We start from the raw sequence: 14,987 nt of genomic DNA on the forward strand, positions 1-14,987 counted from the left end.
TCACTGGCCAGTGTCTGTCGCGCGGCGCCGAAATCAATCAATACCGGGGTGTAGTCGTTACGCATGTAGACATTGGATGGCTTGATGTCGAGATGCAGCAGTTTGTGCGCGTGAACCTCACGCAGACCATTGAGCAGTTTGGTAAATACGTTGCGGATGAAGTTTTCGGTAACCACCGCCCTGTTCTTCTGAATGAACTCTTGCAGCGTACGCCCCTGCTCGTATTCCATCACCATATAGACGGTGTCATTTCCCCGGAAGAAGTTCAACACGCGGATTACGTTCGGATGGGAAAGCTTGGCCAGCGCGCGACCTTCCTCAAAAAAACACTTCATTCCATAGCGAAAGGCCGGCATGTGCTCGTCACTGATGACCGGTTTGATTCCGCCCTCGCCACGCAAAGCGAGACTATTTGGCAGATATTCCTTGATGGCCACAAACTTGCCCTCGGGATCGGTGGCCAGATAGACGATCGAAAACCCGCCCAAAGAAAGCTGATGCTCGATGTGATATACATCGAGTTGGAAGCCGGAAGGGAGAGCGTGGTTCGCTTGTTGCGCCATCAATATCGAAGCTATCATGTGGTTTTCTGGCCATTTTCAGGCTTTGGCAGTGCACTGTAAAGCAAACCGCTAACTCGCCACCAAATTCATCAGGACTCAAATGATCTTTAGCATGACCGGGTATGCCGCGAGAACGCTTGACGTTGATTGTGGCGCGTTGCATATCGAGCTGAAAAGCGTCAATTCGCGCTACCTTGATTTCCAGTTTCGTCTGAGCGATGAATTGCGCATTGTCGAACCGGCACTGCGTGAACTGTTCGCTTCACGACTGACTCGCGGCAAGCTTGAATGCCGACTTAATTTTGTTTCAGCGACGGCGCACGCTCAATCGCTTGTACTCAACGTAGAACTGCTCCAGCGCCTGAAGTCCTTTGACGACAGGATTCGCAGCGAGCTGGTAAATGCTGCGCCGCTTGCCGTAAGCGATGTGTTGCGCTGGCCCGGGATGTTTGCCGAAGACGCGCTGGACATCGAAGCTCTGCTTCCAGACTGTCTGATCGTGGCCAAAGATGTGCTGGAGGACTTCAGCGCCAGTCGCGCGCGCGAGGGTGAAAAACTGGCCGCCGTGATTCTCGAGCGGGTAGCCCGCATGCGCGAACTGGTTCGCGAAGTAGCCCCCCGGATCCCTGCAGCTCAGGCGGCATTCCAGGAGAAGCTCAAGCAGCGTTTGTTCGATGCGATCCACTCGGTCGACGACGAACGTATTCGACAGGAAGTGGCTGTTTTCGCCGTGCGTATCGACGTCGCCGAAGAACTGGCGCGTCTGTCTACCCACCTTGACGAGGTTGAGCGCGTGCTGAAAGCGGGCGGCGCTTGCGGTAAACGCCTCGATTTCCTGATGCAGGAACTCAATCGGGAGGCCAATACCCTCGGTTCCAAATCGGTGGTCAGCGAAGTATCCCAGACGGCGATGGAACTGAAACTGCTGATCGAGCAAATGCGCGAACAGATCCAGAACTTGGAGTGATGATGCTCGGCCGCCCGCGCAAAAGCCGCAGGCTCTGGTTGGTGTTTTTTGCGCTGGCGGCCTGCCTGATCGCCGAAGCTTTGCTGCGTGGCGGCGTACTCAACCCGGTTGATCAACGGCTGCAGGATTTCTGGTTTCAGTGGCAGGGCGTACGGGCGGAAGCTCGACACGTCGGTATTGTCGCCCTTGACGAGGATACCCTCGCGGCGTATCCGGATGACCCGATGATTTTCTGGACTGATCGACTGGCCGTCGCCGTAGCACGCTTGCGCGAAGTGGGCGCTAACGTGGTCGGACTCGACATGCTGCTCAGCATCAGCCCCGAACGTTGGCTCGGCAAACTGGGTGGCGACCTGCAACAGGCAGCGCGGGACTATGACCGCACTTTCCGCGAGCAAATCAATAGTGGGCAACTGGTGTTGGCATCGACCCGCTCGGGATCGGGCGGACGCGAGACGGACTACTTGCTACCGAGTCCGGATTATCTGCTGGCACTTCCTGATTTTGATATCCCCGGTTACGTTGCACTGGCCGACCTGCTTGATGAGGGTGATGGGGTCATTCGCCGCTATCTGATGGCACCGGTTGCACTGGCCGACCGAATTCTGCTGGATGGAAACGTACCGATACTCGGCCTGCCGTCTCTCCTCGCGGTTCGCGCGGCCGGGTTGGACCCTCTGGCCACAAGCTGGATGATTGGAGGTCGCGCGATGGATCGAGAGCAGCCGCCCGAGCCAATTCCCTACTTCGGCCCACCTGGAACGTTTCCGCGAGTTTCTCTCACGAGATTATTGTCAGATGATGCCTTGAACGACCCGGCAGTTACCGCGCTTCAGGGCAAGACGGTACTTATCGGGGCGACGGCAGCAGGACTCAACGATGAGCATTTCACCCCTTACGCGACACGGCTCTTTTCGGGCCGGGGTGTCCTGATGAGCGGCGTTGAATTGCATGCGAACGTACTTGAGTCACTGCTTTCCGGTGAACGCTTGCAGCCTCTGGGCGATGGCCCGCGCATCGGCACGCTACTCCTCATGGTCGGGCTGGCTGTTGTCGCATTTGTCGCGCTGCCTGTCTGGGCGGGCGCTTTGCTCTGGCTGGCGACTATTCCGGTGTTGGCCTTGAGCGGTTTTCTGGCTTTTCGCTTCGACGTATTGGCGCCGGTATCGGCCTATGCGGTAGCGACTGCTATCGCCTTGCTCGGCGTACTGGGCTGGCGTTTGACGGGAGAGGAGCGCGAGCGATCCCGGGTACGCCAGATGTTCGGTCGCTACGTTTCCGACCAGGTGGTTGAAGCTTTGCTGAAATCGGATACCCGCCCGGAACTTGGCGGCCAATCGCAGGAAATTACCGTTCTTTTCTCCGACATCCGGAATTTCACGACGATTAGCGAGCGGCTAAACGCACGAGAAGTCGTCGAGATGCTGAATACCTACTTCGAACGTGCCTGCGCGCCGCTGTTGGCCGAAGGTGGCAGCATCGACAAGTTTATCGGCGATGCCATCATGGTTGAATTCGGTTCGCCTTTGCCGCTGGCCGATCACGCCAATCGCGGGATTCGCGCGGCCATTGCGCTACGTGCAGTGGCCGCGGAGTTTTCAGTCTGGATGGAAAAACGCTTTCCCGATCGCAATCTCCCGAAGTTTGCGGTCGGTATTGGCTTGCACAGCGGCGAAGCGGTTATCGGCAACATTGGCTCGCTAAAGCGGATGGAGTTCACAGCGATTGGCGATACTGTAAATCTGGCCTCCCGACTGGAAGGCATGACAAAGGAGATAGGCTGCGCTATCTTGGCCAGTGAGACAACAATTGTCGGAGCAGGTCGAAACGTCGTTTGTGGGCGAAGTGAAGTCGTCAAAGTCAAGGGGCGCGAGGAAGCCGTTCGCGTTTTTGAAGTCTTGAACGTCGAGGGAGGAGAGAAGGATGCATAAGGCATATGGGCTCGGATCGGTGTTACTGGTGCTCTTATCCATGGGCGCTTCAGCGGCTGAAGTGGCTCTGGTGACCGCTGCTTCAGGAAACGTCAAATTGCAGGAGGGAAAAGCAGCTGCCAGCGAACTCAAGCCCTTCATCAAGGTGAGAGAGGGTGATCGTTTGCTGATGGAAGGCGCTTCCCGCTTGCAAGTGGTTTATTTCGAGGGGGGCCGTCAGGAGACCTGGAGCGGACGTGGTGCGCTTGAGGTTGGCAACGTATCGAGCAAAGCCATTAAAGGCACTATGCAGCCTGAGATCAAGACGCTCCCTGCGATTCTCGTCAAACAGCTTGCGAAAACCCCAGCCCAGGATGGCAACGTCAAGACCGGCATGATCCGCATGCGCTCAATGCCTCCGTACGACAGACTGGAGACGGTCGAGAAGAACTATGACGAAATGCGCAAACAGGCGGTCGCTGGCGACCTGAATCCGGAGCTTTATCTGCTGGCGAGTTATTTCGAGCTACGCGAGTTTGACAAGCTTGAGGCCTTGCTCAGGCAGCTCAACGAGAAAGCATCTGAAACCCAGGAGCTGGCCGCATTGAACATGCTTTACGCGCGCGCCATCAGGGACGCGAAGAGTACGGCAAAGCAATGAGCAGACAAGGCTCGGTCGGGACGAGTATCCAACGACCGATCTATCTAAAAATGATCACCTCTTCGCGGGGCGATTCCTGGCGAGGGCTGGGATATTTCTCTCCGCTCTCTTCATTGCCGCCATAAACACCGCTGAGCTGCTCTTCGAGTTGTCGGGCGACGTCTTCGCCAAGACTCTTGGAAACTTCGGAAACGACCTTGCCCCGGTTCAACACGACTCGTCCGCCCTGACTGGTCAGCATTTTGACGTCCTGGCCAGCACCCATGGCACTGAACGACGATTTGACCGTAAAGTTCCTGGTGCTGATCAAGCTGAATTCACCGACCAGTTCGAGGCTCAACGTGTGCGAGAACGTGTTCGTATGGTCGATGGGGTTGGCTTCCTGACGAAACTCGATACTATTGATCGTACCGAACAACACGTAATCGGCGCCGGGATACATTCCCTTCTTGATACGGCCAATGATGTCATACAGCTTTTCGTTGTTCTTGGCGTCGGTAAACGGCCTGCCCTGAACCAACTGAAAACGTCCCGTTTTCAGTATCCCACCCTTGATATCCGCAGTGAATTTGCGCATTTCTCCCCGGTCGATATAGCTGTAAGTGCCTTCGGTGGACGAGTAGCTGCTCTCCGACCTGGCATTCACCGAGCCGCTGCTACGCCGCGAATAAGCATAGTCCGACTCACGCTCGCTTTCACGCCCGGATGCACGCAGTGATGACTTTTGGGAAGCTGAAACGACGCGAAAATATTCACTGACCCGCTCTTCGTAGGCCAGATCGGTCACGGCCACCTTGGGTGTGGCAGCTGACGCAGCGATGCTGAATGTTGCGAACAGGGTAAAGCCCACTCGGGTGAACCATTTGGAATTCATCTCAAGTTCTCCAGGTTGCCGTGACGGTAGATCGAATCAACGTCTCGCTGATTTGCGAATTTCCTTCTCGTCGGACCATTCGACGATACCGGTCTCGATTTCGATCAGGCGCAGGTTCATCTTGTAGTAGACATCCTTTATATCGCTGGTCTTTTTGATGATGGAAGAAATGCTTCCATCCAGACGGAACTTGGCACCCTGCATCTTGCCGACCTTGACCGATTTTGTTTTGTCATACAGACCGGACTGGCTCTGACGCCGCAGCTCGTCGGTCTGATTCTGCATGTCTTCGCCCTCGATCGCGTAGCGCACGCCGTTCTTTTGCAGTTGCGTCAAAACCGTATCGGTGATCAGGCGGGTATCGAAATACTCGCTGGTCTTGTTCTTGACTGGAGAAGCCATCAGCAGCTGGCGTTTCTTGATCAGCGTTTGAATCTCGGGAGTTTGAATCAGGCTCTGGGTCATCTTCTCCGAAATCATCTGGATATCGGTCGAGCCGAGATCGGTGGTAACGGTTTCGACGGCTTTGGAATCGCCGTAGCTCACACCGCTCGTTCCGGTTGTGGGAGAGGTTGTCTGGCAACCGGCCAGAACAAGCATTAAGGTGCCGACAAGCAGTGTTGCCGGGCGATCAAAATTTGGCTTCGAGTACATCGCGGATCCTCCTGATAGAGTTGTTGATCGATACCCTCCGGTCGCTTTCGCGCTGGCCGGAAGATATCAGTTCGGGTTCTGTACAACCAGTCTGAAGCGTGTTGCCTTGAATGATGGAGAAGAAACACTGATTGTCCGTTTGCTCTGGCCGTAAACGATCATTGGTTTCCACGGCTCGTCGTCCCAAACGGCGAGACCGTCCTGATCCAGCCACTCGAAACGGTAATACAACTGCCGGTCGGACGTTGTCGGGTTGCGCAGATCGGCCTGGACGCGTAACAACCGATCCTGCATCGTCGCGCGAAGATCGCTTATGGCGATATCACCCGAAGCGTCCTGTGTCAGTGCGGCGTAACCATGGCTGACCGGCCTGCTGGTCTGACTGGCACTGCCTCCTGATGCGAGCATTGGAGCCAGCGCCAGAACGGATGCTGCAACCAGTGTGAAGCGGCCAAATGGGCCGAATAGAGCTTTCATGATGCTTCCCGTGATTGTGCGGACTAGTTGCCGCTGTTATCCGGACTTTGCAGTATGAGCCGGAAATCCGTTGCCTTGAAGGTCGGTGAAACGACATTGATTACCTGTTTTTGATTGCCGTAGACAATCATCGGTTTCCACGGTTCCTCGTCCCATACCGTGAAGCCGTCGCGATCAAGCCATTTGAAACGATAGTAAAGCTGCTGGTTGCTCGAACTGATGTTGGTAACGTCCACCTGGATGCGCAGCAGATTATCCCGCTTGGTTGCCCTCATATCGGTGACCTTCAGGTTGTTCATCTTTCCCTGTTCTTCGATCTTGCTGGCCATTGATGGTCCGCTACTGGCACTGGGAGCAGCGGCGGCGGGGGGTGGCGCCGAACCCATGGCCACCTGGGTCGGTTCAGCGGCCACAGCGGAGGGCGCAGACGGAGCAGACGCCGATGCAGGGACCGCATCACTGCTCCGACTCACGGTCTGGCTCAACGCGGCAACACGGCGACTGGCGAGCGGAGCGAATTGGCCGTTCGGGTACTTGGCAAGATAGTCCTGATAGTCTGCTGACTGCTTGCTGTCCTTGATGGTGTCCCAGAAGGATAGTTCAATGGCTTGCGGATCAACTGCCTGCACGATGGTCGTCGTACTTCCCGCTGCGCCAGCCGCCGTCGATCTCTGTGCGGGCGCCGGGCCCGAGACAAAGTAGAAATCGCCATCGGCCTGATCGTAGATCGCCGGTTGTTGTTCATGACCGACCGACTTGGCTTTCTGGATCACCATTGAGCGCGTTTTCTTGAGCGCTTCGGTGCTGCTGATCCCGGGCTGGGAAATCGTCGGCAGGAACTCACGGGTGAACAGCCCGTTCGGGTTCTTGTCGTTGTTTCCAAGACTGTCGAGCGCTTCTTGATTGGCACCCGCCGAATAGAGAACGGTTTGTCCGTTGGGTGAATTGGTCATCGCCAGACCGCGCGTTGTGCCAATCGAACGCCCGGCTTTTTTTGGCAAGGGGTTGTTGCGACAGGCATCGAGCACCAGCAGGGTATACTTGGCTTTGGCGTCGGCAAGTTTGTCCTGCAGGATCGGAACACTGACCGCCTGATCGACAACGTCGGCCGGATCGTTCGGCGTATCCATATCGATCGGAACCAGGTAGTTCTGGTTGTTTATCTGCAAACCATGGCCGGCGAAGAAGAAAACACCGACACCTCCACCGGAGACTTTCTGGACGAAGTCGTTGATCGCAAGATTCATCTTTTTCCGGCCGACGTTGTTCAAGACTTCGACTTCAAAGCCAACTTTCCGCAACTCGGCGGCAACGGCGTTGGCGTCGTTGACCGCTTTTTCAAGTTTTACAATGCTCTGATAATCATTGTTCCCGATCACCAGCGCGACACGACGCTCGGTCGCGGCCATTACGCTGCTACCCAGCAGCAGTGAAATCAGCACACTCAAGCCAAAAAGTATCGAGCGCTTCATCGGATTCTCCAAAGAAATTTGTACCTGCTTGCCTCTTACTGGTTGGTCTTCTTCACGGTTTTCTTCGACGCCTTCTTGCTGACTGCAGTATCAGCTGAAAGCTCGGATAAACCGCTGCCCAACGTGTTCGGCTGACCCATATACACAGTTCCGCTGGTAATGCGAATTGGGATAATCGTGAAGCGACTGCCGATGGCTACTTCCTTTCTGAATGTTCCGGTACCAGTTTGAAACTCGATCGTCTGATTGCCCTGCGGTAGCGTAGCACGCGCAACGGCAATGCGATCGGGCAGCGTGCGCCAGCTACGTTCATCCGCCTGCTCGGTCGCCACTGTTGCGACGTTCGTCAGCACCCCCAATACTACCCCGCCCTTATAAGCTTGATCCTGAGCGACAGATTTCACGACTGCGCGGATGACCGTACGCAATAGGATCGCTGGCATCTGATCCTTCAGCTGTCGCCGGGCCATGGTGTCTATATTGGTCAGGGTTTCCACCGAGAGCTGCTTGCCGGCAACCGAAACCGTCGAAGGAACGAAGCCCTTGTTCTCCGACTTGATCACCGGGAACGAAAGTGGCGTAACCATGAATCCAGTTTGCCGGGGGACAGGTATCGGGATGGTTATCGACTTCCAGGCCGGAGCAAAACCCGATTCGATGACGAACAAGACGTCCGATTCTTTCGCACCTGGCCGGTGGCGGCCAACTCCCTTCAACCCCGACTGAACTATGCGGGAATTCGGCGCCAGCTTGAGGGCGTTGCGATAACCCGGCTCGGACAGAGACGGTTCGCCGGTTACCTCAAAAAAGTAACCGGCCAGATAGTGAGCGAAAGCATTCTGGAAACCATTCTTGAGACTATTCACCTCCGGCGTGTCCAGCTCAGCCATCGGGTAATCCTTCATCTGCGTGACATCGACCGTGACGTTCTTCGTTTTGGCGTCTTCCTGCAGCGCGTCGTATTCCTTTTCGCGGAAGCTTTCGATCAACTTCTCCCGCTCATAAGTTTTCTTCATCTCGATCCGGGCCAGATCATAGTTGCCCAGCATGACCTTTTCGTAATCCTGACCTTCGTAACGCCTCGTCTTGTCATTGACCAGATAGCTTCCGACACTTCCCAGCATTTGGGCTGCATCAGTATTGACGGCGTCTTCCCACTGGCGAACATACTCGTCGGCTTTCAGCCACGAATCCCGACCCGCCGCATAGTTGTTGTCCAGGGTCAGCAACTCGCCATTCTCAAAATAGTAGAGAATGTCCTTGTCCTTGGTTATAACGCCTGGCTCATTGTTCTTTTCCAGTAGATTGATAGCCTGCTTGACCGAGCCGTTATTGACCAGCTTTACGGTTTCCTTCAACTCATCATCGTACTGACGCATCGGGTTTCCAGCACAACCAGCCAGAACGGTTACAAGCAACAACAGTGTGTTAAGTCCCCTGAAACTCATATTTTTCATCCCCCGATGAATCGATTGAGGCGACGACACCGTGCAATGATTGCCGGTGATTCAACCGCCATACGCAAATTTTTTGAAACCAGCTTACTCTCGATGTTCGACACTACAGCAAGTAGGCACCGAGACGCACAGGCCTTTCGACAGGCCTTTCATTTCGGGGAATAGTAACCCTTCATCCCCGGCAATGCCATATGCCCGCGTGTTTCACAGAAAATACCGGTGCATTCCTTACCGCGTAATGGCTTCGTCGCGTCCCGAAAACCTGTCACTCATACGCAACGCTGCATCGCTGAACTGGCCATTTGGTTTTTCGACGCAATAGCGGTCAACGAAGTTTTCCACCGTGTTTTCCGATATGTCCGAAACCTGCTGCTTCAGTCTGGCGTAGTTATGACCGGTCAGCACGCCACGTATCCAGGCCAAGTAGACTCGGCGCTGTTCAGAATCGTCTTTTGATTGTACCCAGGCATGGCACGACATGTCGTCAAAGCCGACAACTTTCAACGTGACCGCACCGGCACCTGTTGTCGCCAGGGCAGCCACCAGAAACATCTTGGGCAACAACGCCATTCTTCTTGACATAAATCCTTTCCGAGCAGGTGATTCGAAAACGCATTGATTCTCGCCCTTATGTCCCTTGTCGTCTAGGGGAGAGATTTTGCTGATCAGGAAGGTACAATCAAGTCTGTCGATCATCCCCGATTATCTGCAGGTAAAAGCTTATGCCAGGTCAACTTTTTATTGTGGCAGCCCCATCGGGGGCTGGGAAGACGACACTGGTAAGTCTGCTGATCGGGAACGATCCGGGAATTCATGTGTCCATATCTACAACCACGCGAACACCACGACCAGGCGAGGAAAATGGTCGTGAGTACCATTTCGTCGATGTCCAGAACTTTCGCGAGATGGTGCACCGTAACGAGTTTGTTGAGTGGGCTGAGGTCCATGGTAACTACTATGGAACGTCGTTGCAGTGGATCAAGATGGAAATGGATGCCGGGCGTGACGTTCTACTGGAGATCGACTGGCAGGGGGCGCAGCAGGTTCGAAAGTCCTTCCCGGAGGCGGTCAGCGTTTTCGTAATGCCGCCTTCACTGGAAGCTCTCGGAGAGAGACTTTCCGGCCGGGGCACCGACTCCGTCGAAACCATACTACGCCGCATTGGCGCCGCCCGCGACGAGATGCGGCATGCAGATGAATTCGATTATGTTATTATTAACGACGAGTTATCGCGGGCGCTTGACGATCTTCAGTCCATAGTAAACGCCTCGCGTCTGAAATACACAATCCAGTGTCAGCGCCACGCTGCGCTGTTCGCCGCACTACTCTGAATTTAGGACCAAGCCGATGGCACGCGTAACCGTTGACGACTGCATGCAATTCATTCCAAACCGATTCCAGATGACCCTGGCCGCCACCTATCGTGCCCGACAAATTACCGCCGGCGCAACACCGATGATCGATATCGATCGCGACAAGCCAACGGTCATTGCACTGCGCGAGCTGGCGCTTGGCATGTACGGCCTGGAAGTTTTGAACCGCGGTCACGCCTGACTGACCCCGGCAGGCTACGTGGTGCGCAATCGTGAATACCGACGCCACAGCCGCCAAGCTTGCTATCGGCTCAACTACTCAGCCAGAGCCAGTTAGCGCAATCTATGAGAATGAAGACCCGGCGTACCGGGTTTTCGTCGACACCCTCAGTTATCTCGAACCTGACGAAATAGCGCTCGTCGTCGATTCTTATCGCTTTAGCGAGGAAGCGCACAAGGGGCAGTCTCGCCTCTCCGGTGAACCGTATATCACGCATCCGCTGGCAGTGGCTGGCGCCCTGGCTGAGTGGCGTATGGACGCACAGGCCGTTATCGCCGCGCTCCTGCACGATGTGATGGAGGACACAGCGGTAACCAAAGACGAGATCGCCGTTCGTTTTGGCAAACAAGTGGCCGACCTGGTCGACGGGCTTTCAAAGCTCGAGAAAATCGAGTTTCAGCCCTTTCAGGTAGCGCAGGCAGAGAATTTCCGCAAAATGCTGATGGCCATGGCGCACGATCTCCGCATCGTGATGATCAAGCTCGCCGACCGCCTTCACAATCTGCAAACGATGGCCCATATCCGCCTTGAAAAGCGTCGGCGGATCGCCCGGGAAACGCTGGAAATCTACGTGCCGATAGCCACCCGGCTCGGACTGAACAACATCTCGCGGCAACTGCAGGACCTTGCCTTCAAACACGTTCATCCGATGCGTTTCCGGGTGTTGAAGCGCGCGATCAAGGCAGTGCGCGGCAATCGACGTGAGCTGCTCTCCAAGACACTGGACGGTATTTACAGCAAGTTGCATGAGGACAATATAGAAGCAGGCGTGTTCGGCCGAGAGAAAAGCCTGTATTCGATTTATCGCAAAATGGTCGAGAAGCATCTCAGCTTCTCGCAGGTGCTCGATATCTACGGGTACCGCATTATCGTTCGCGACATTCCCACCTGCTACCTGGCTTTGGGTTCATTGCATTCCCGGTACAAGCCGGTGCCCGGAAAGTTCAAGGATTACATCGCCATTCCGAAGGGAAATGGCTATCAGTCTTTGCACACCACGCTCATTGGCCCCTACGGCACCCCAATCGAGATTCAGATCCGAACCCAGAGCATGCACAATCTGGCAGAGGAGGGAATCGCCTCACACTGGCTTTACAAGGATAGCGAAGACAGTGGCGCCCACCTGCAAGTCAAGATGCACAAGTGGCTGCATTCGCTCCTTGAACTTCAGAGTTCGACCGGAGATTCCTCCGAGTTTCTTGAGCACGTCAAGGTTGATCTGTTTCCGGACGAGGTGTACGTGTTTACGCCCAAGGGGAAAATACTTGCACTCCCTCGTGGTTCCACGGTCATTGATTTTGCTTACGCCGTCCATACGGATATTGGCCACCATTGCGTTGCGGCCCGCATCGATCATGAACTCATTTCCCTGTCCACCGAACTGGCCAATGGCAATCAGGTTGAAATCATCACCGCGCCGCAGGCCAGTCCGAATCCGGTCTGGCTGACTTACGTCAAGTCTGGGCGGGCTCGCAGCAAGATTCGTCAGTTCTTAAGAGCTAGTCAGCAGAATGGCTCGGTTGACCTTGGCGAGAACATGCTGAAACAGGAGTTGCATGTTCTCGGTGTACTCCCATCCGAGATTTCGGAGGAAGTCTGGGAGCGAGTGATTCGCGATTCGGGGAAGAAATCGAAACGGGAATTTTTTGCCGATATTGGGCTTGGCCGCGGTCTGGCAACCATTTTTGCTCATCGTCTGGCGGCGCGTGGCGAATCGACACAGGCAGAGACTGTTAAACCAACGCCGCTACTCGTACGAGGCACCGAAGGAACAGCAGTCCAGTTGGCATCATGCTGCCTGCCAATTCCGGGAGATCCGATTATCGGTTTTCTGCGCCAGGGTCAAGGCTTGCAGATTCATACTACAACCTGCTCTGTGGCCCTGAAATCACGCAACACTGAGCAGCAAAACTGGATTCACGTCGGGTGGGAACCTGATCCCGGCCAGCACTTTGATGTTCGCATCAAGGTAACCGCATTGAATGTCCGAGGCGTCCTGGGTCGAGTCGCGACAGGCATATCGCAGGCTGGCGCCAACATCGAGAATGTCAGCATGGACGGGGAAAACCTGGGCATGTACACGGTGCTGCACTTTCTTGTGCAGGTTTCAGATCGCCTGCATCTGGCCACACTGATGCGCGGACTGCGCCGTATGACTGACGTTGTGCGTATCGTTCGCGATCAGGAGTAGTTGTTGAACGTCCTGGTCTTCGGCGCCGGTGTCATTGGTGTCAGTAGTGCCTGGTATCTGGCCCAAGCCGGCCATAAGGTCACGGTAATGGATCGCCAGCCGGGCGCTGGCATGGAAACCAGTTTTGCCAATGGCGGCCAGATATCCGTTTCGCACGCCGAACCCTGGTCTAATCCGCACGCTCCACTGCGTGCGCTCTGCTGGATGGGGCGCGAGGATGCACCGCTCTTATTTCGTTTGCGCTGGGACGCAGCGCTTTTCGAATGGAGTTTGCGTTTCTTGAGCGAATGCACGGCGCAACGCACGCGCGCCAATATTCGCGACATCGTTACCTTGGCGTCATACAGTCGCAACCAGCTCAAAGCACTGCGCGAAGAAACGGGTATTCAGTATGACCATCTCGAACGCGGCATCCTGCATGTCTATACCGACCGCAAAGAGCTTGAGACAGCCGTTGAAGCGTCCAAGGTATTACGCGAGTATGGTTGTGATCGGCGAACGATCAACGCTTACGAGTGCGTAGCGATCGAACCCGCGCTGGAAACGGCGCAGCCCCTCCTGGTCGGTGGTCAATATACGGCTGAAGACGAGTCGGGCGATGCGCATCGTTTTACAAAACAACTCGCGGAGCTGTGCAGATTGCAGGGTGTCACATTCCGCTATGGGACTACGATAGACCAGATTGAAGCGGCGGATGGGCACGTGACAGGCGCTCTAGTGACCTCGTCGACGGGTCGTGATGTAGTGAAGGCTGACGCCTACGTCGTCGCACTCGGCAGCTACACGCCGCTCTTGTTGCGCCCCTTGGGAATACGTATTCCCGTCTATCCGGCCAAGGGCTACTCGGCAACGGTCGCTCTCGACGATTCCAGTATCGCGCCCAGCGTGTCCATGACCGACGATGCTTATAAGCTGGTCTTTTCACGCCTTGGCCAGCGCCTTCGTATCGCCGGAACAGCCGAATTCAACGGTTACAACACCGAACTCAACAGTTCGCGCTGCAACGCCTTGATGCAGCGCACACGCCAATTGTTTCCAGAGCTTCGACCTGCGGGCAAGCCTGAGTTTTGGTGCGGCCTGCGGCCCTCTACGCCGTCGAACGTACCTTTGATTGGACGCTCGGCGCTATCCAATCTGTACCTCAATACCGGACACGGCACACTCGGCTGGACCATGGCTTGTGGCGCCGGCAAGGCACTGGCCGATATCGTCGGTGGCCGATCACCTGAAATCGAGCTGCGGCGCATCTGAGGCCGGGCTCGCAACGCCACTATTACATTGCATATGCTGATCGACACCCACTGCCATCTGGACGCCCACGAGTTCGCTGACGATCGGCGCGCACTGGTTCACGCCGCACATCAAGCCGGCGTCTCCGCAATGATCATCCCTTCTGTCGAAGCAGGGAATTTCTCGGCCGTTCGTGATTGCTGCACGACTTACGCGGCGTGTTTTCCGGCCTATGGCATTCATCCGCTTTCCCTTGACCGAGCGAGTGAGGTAGACCTAATCACGCTGCGTCAATGGCTGAAAACCGAGTCGGCGGGAGCGCTTGCACCAGTCGCCGTTGGTGAAATCGGCCTCGATTTCTATATTCCGGGTTTTGATGCAGCGCGTCAGGAACATTTCTTTATCGAGCAGCTGAGAATTGCCAAGGATCTGGATTTGCCCGTGCTCCTGCACGTACGCCGTTCAGTCGATCAGGTATTGAAATGCCTGCGCCGGATTGGTTCTCCGGGTGGTATCGCGCATGCCTTTAACGGCAGCCGCCAGCAAGCTGAAGCATTCATTGGTCTCGGCTTCAAGCTGGGTTTTGGCGGTGCCATGACCTACCCAGGGTCATCGCGAATCCGTCGGCTTGCTGCCACCCTGTCGATGGATTCAATTGTTCTTGAAACCGACGCACCTGATATTCCGCCGGTCTGGCTGTCCGGGGAGCGCAATACGCCGGTTGAGTTGGTCCGGATCGCCCGAACCTTGTCGGACTTGCGTGGCATATCGAACGACGAAGTGCTGAAAGTCACGTCGGCCAATGTGCTTTCGCTATTGCCTCGGGTGTTGCCGAGTTTGTCGGATTCTGCATCGCCGCAAGTGGCTGGATGACGATCTTCGGATGGTTCTTTTCTCGTGAGAGAAGTTCTGAACCGAAGTTGCCAGAGCGTACAAAT

General features: G+C 55.6%; 15 protein-coding genes. 8 read left to right on the forward strand and 7 right to left on the reverse strand.

The window, feature by feature from the left end:
* Nucleotides 1–563: serine/threonine protein kinase (locus PROAA_RS01530; RefSeq protein ID WP_186409651.1), on the reverse strand; the 563-nt coding region annotated here is incomplete at its 3' end.
* Nucleotides 564–663: 100 nt separating this feature from the next.
* On the opposite strand from PROAA_RS01530, the gene PROAA_RS01535 reads away from it, so the two are divergent.
* Genes PROAA_RS01535 through PROAA_RS01545 form a run of 3 tightly spaced genes read left to right on the forward strand, consistent with a single transcriptional unit; the run spans nucleotide 664 to nucleotide 4,101 of the window.
* Entirely contained in the window at nucleotides 664–1,530 is an 867-nt protein-coding gene (locus PROAA_RS01535) for a YicC/YloC family endoribonuclease (RefSeq protein ID WP_186409625.1), read from the forward strand.
* Between the two features lie 2 nt (nucleotides 1,531–1,532).
* Entirely contained in the window at nucleotides 1,533–3,461 is a 1,929-nt protein-coding gene (locus PROAA_RS01540; protein WP_186409626.1) for an adenylate/guanylate cyclase domain-containing protein, read from the forward strand.
* The gene (locus tag PROAA_RS01545) at nucleotides 3,454–4,101 is read left to right on the forward strand and encodes a FecR family protein (protein ID WP_186409627.1); all 648 of its coding nucleotides are present in this window, start codon (nucleotides 3,454–3,456) and stop codon (nucleotides 4,099–4,101) included. Before PROAA_RS01540 ends, PROAA_RS01545 begins: the two co-directional genes overlap by 8 nt.
* A 40-nt stretch (nucleotides 4,102–4,141) precedes the next feature.
* On the opposite strand, the gene PROAA_RS01550 is transcribed toward PROAA_RS01545, so the two are convergent.
* The 6 genes from PROAA_RS01550 to PROAA_RS01575 form a co-directional block, all read right to left on the reverse strand.
* On the reverse strand, nucleotides 4,142–4,975 hold the full coding sequence (locus PROAA_RS01550; protein ID WP_186409628.1) for a penicillin-binding protein activator LpoB: 834 nt from the start codon (nucleotides 4,973–4,975) through the stop codon (nucleotides 4,142–4,144).
* 36 nt (nucleotides 4,976–5,011) lie between these two features.
* A complete protein-coding gene (gene lpoB, locus PROAA_RS01555; RefSeq protein ID WP_186409629.1) occupies nucleotides 5,012–5,629 on the reverse strand; it encodes a penicillin-binding protein activator LpoB in 618 nt (205 codons plus the stop codon).
* 66 nt (nucleotides 5,630–5,695) lie between these two features.
* Nucleotides 5,696–6,106 (reverse strand): DUF1425 domain-containing protein, encoded by a 411-nt coding sequence (locus PROAA_RS01560; protein WP_186409630.1) that lies wholly within the window; start codon nucleotides 6,104–6,106, stop codon nucleotides 5,696–5,698.
* 23 nt (nucleotides 6,107–6,129) lie between these two features.
* Nucleotides 6,130–7,578 (reverse strand): DUF1425 domain-containing protein, encoded by a 1,449-nt coding sequence (locus PROAA_RS01565; RefSeq protein ID WP_186409631.1) that lies wholly within the window; start codon nucleotides 7,576–7,578, stop codon nucleotides 6,130–6,132.
* 35 nt (nucleotides 7,579–7,613) lie between these two features.
* Nucleotides 7,614–8,957, reverse strand: a complete 1,344-nt coding sequence (locus PROAA_RS01570; RefSeq protein ID WP_186409632.1) for a COG3014 family protein — start codon at nucleotides 8,955–8,957, stop codon at nucleotides 7,614–7,616.
* Between the two features lie 306 nt (nucleotides 8,958–9,263).
* Nucleotides 9,264–9,731, reverse strand: a complete 468-nt coding sequence (locus tag PROAA_RS01575) for a hypothetical protein (RefSeq protein ID WP_245664113.1) — start codon at nucleotides 9,729–9,731, stop codon at nucleotides 9,264–9,266.
* Between the two features lie 26 nt (nucleotides 9,732–9,757).
* On the opposite strand from PROAA_RS01575, the gene gmk reads away from it, so the two are divergent.
* The 5 genes from gmk to PROAA_RS01600 are packed head-to-tail and all read left to right on the forward strand — an operon-like array spanning nucleotide 9,758 to nucleotide 14,922.
* Complete coding sequence (gene gmk / locus PROAA_RS01580) at nucleotides 9,758–10,366, forward strand: guanylate kinase (RefSeq protein ID WP_186409634.1); 609 nt, start codon at nucleotides 9,758–9,760, stop codon at nucleotides 10,364–10,366.
* A 16-nt stretch (nucleotides 10,367–10,382) separates the two neighbouring features.
* Nucleotides 10,383–10,589: a DNA-directed RNA polymerase subunit omega gene (rpoZ, locus tag PROAA_RS01585; protein WP_186409635.1), complete on the forward strand. Its 207-nt coding sequence runs from the start codon at nucleotides 10,383–10,385 to the stop codon at nucleotides 10,587–10,589.
* Between the two features lie 31 nt (nucleotides 10,590–10,620).
* A complete protein-coding gene (locus PROAA_RS01590) occupies nucleotides 10,621–12,819 on the forward strand; it encodes a RelA/SpoT family protein (RefSeq protein ID WP_425393991.1) in 2,199 nt (732 codons plus the stop codon).
* 3 nt (nucleotides 12,820–12,822) lie between these two features.
* The gene (locus tag PROAA_RS01595; protein WP_186409636.1) at nucleotides 12,823–14,070 is read left to right on the forward strand and encodes a D-amino acid dehydrogenase; all 1,248 of its coding nucleotides are present in this window, start codon (nucleotides 12,823–12,825) and stop codon (nucleotides 14,068–14,070) included.
* A 33-nt stretch (nucleotides 14,071–14,103) separates the two neighbouring features.
* The gene (locus PROAA_RS01600; RefSeq protein WP_186409637.1) at nucleotides 14,104–14,922 is read left to right on the forward strand and encodes a TatD family hydrolase; all 819 of its coding nucleotides are present in this window, start codon (nucleotides 14,104–14,106) and stop codon (nucleotides 14,920–14,922) included.
* Nucleotides 14,923–14,987 lie beyond the last annotated feature (65 nt).

This window comes from Candidatus Propionivibrio aalborgensis, assembly GCF_900089945.1.
Classification (GTDB): Bacteria; Pseudomonadota; Gammaproteobacteria; order Burkholderiales; family Rhodocyclaceae; genus Propionivibrio; species Propionivibrio aalborgensis.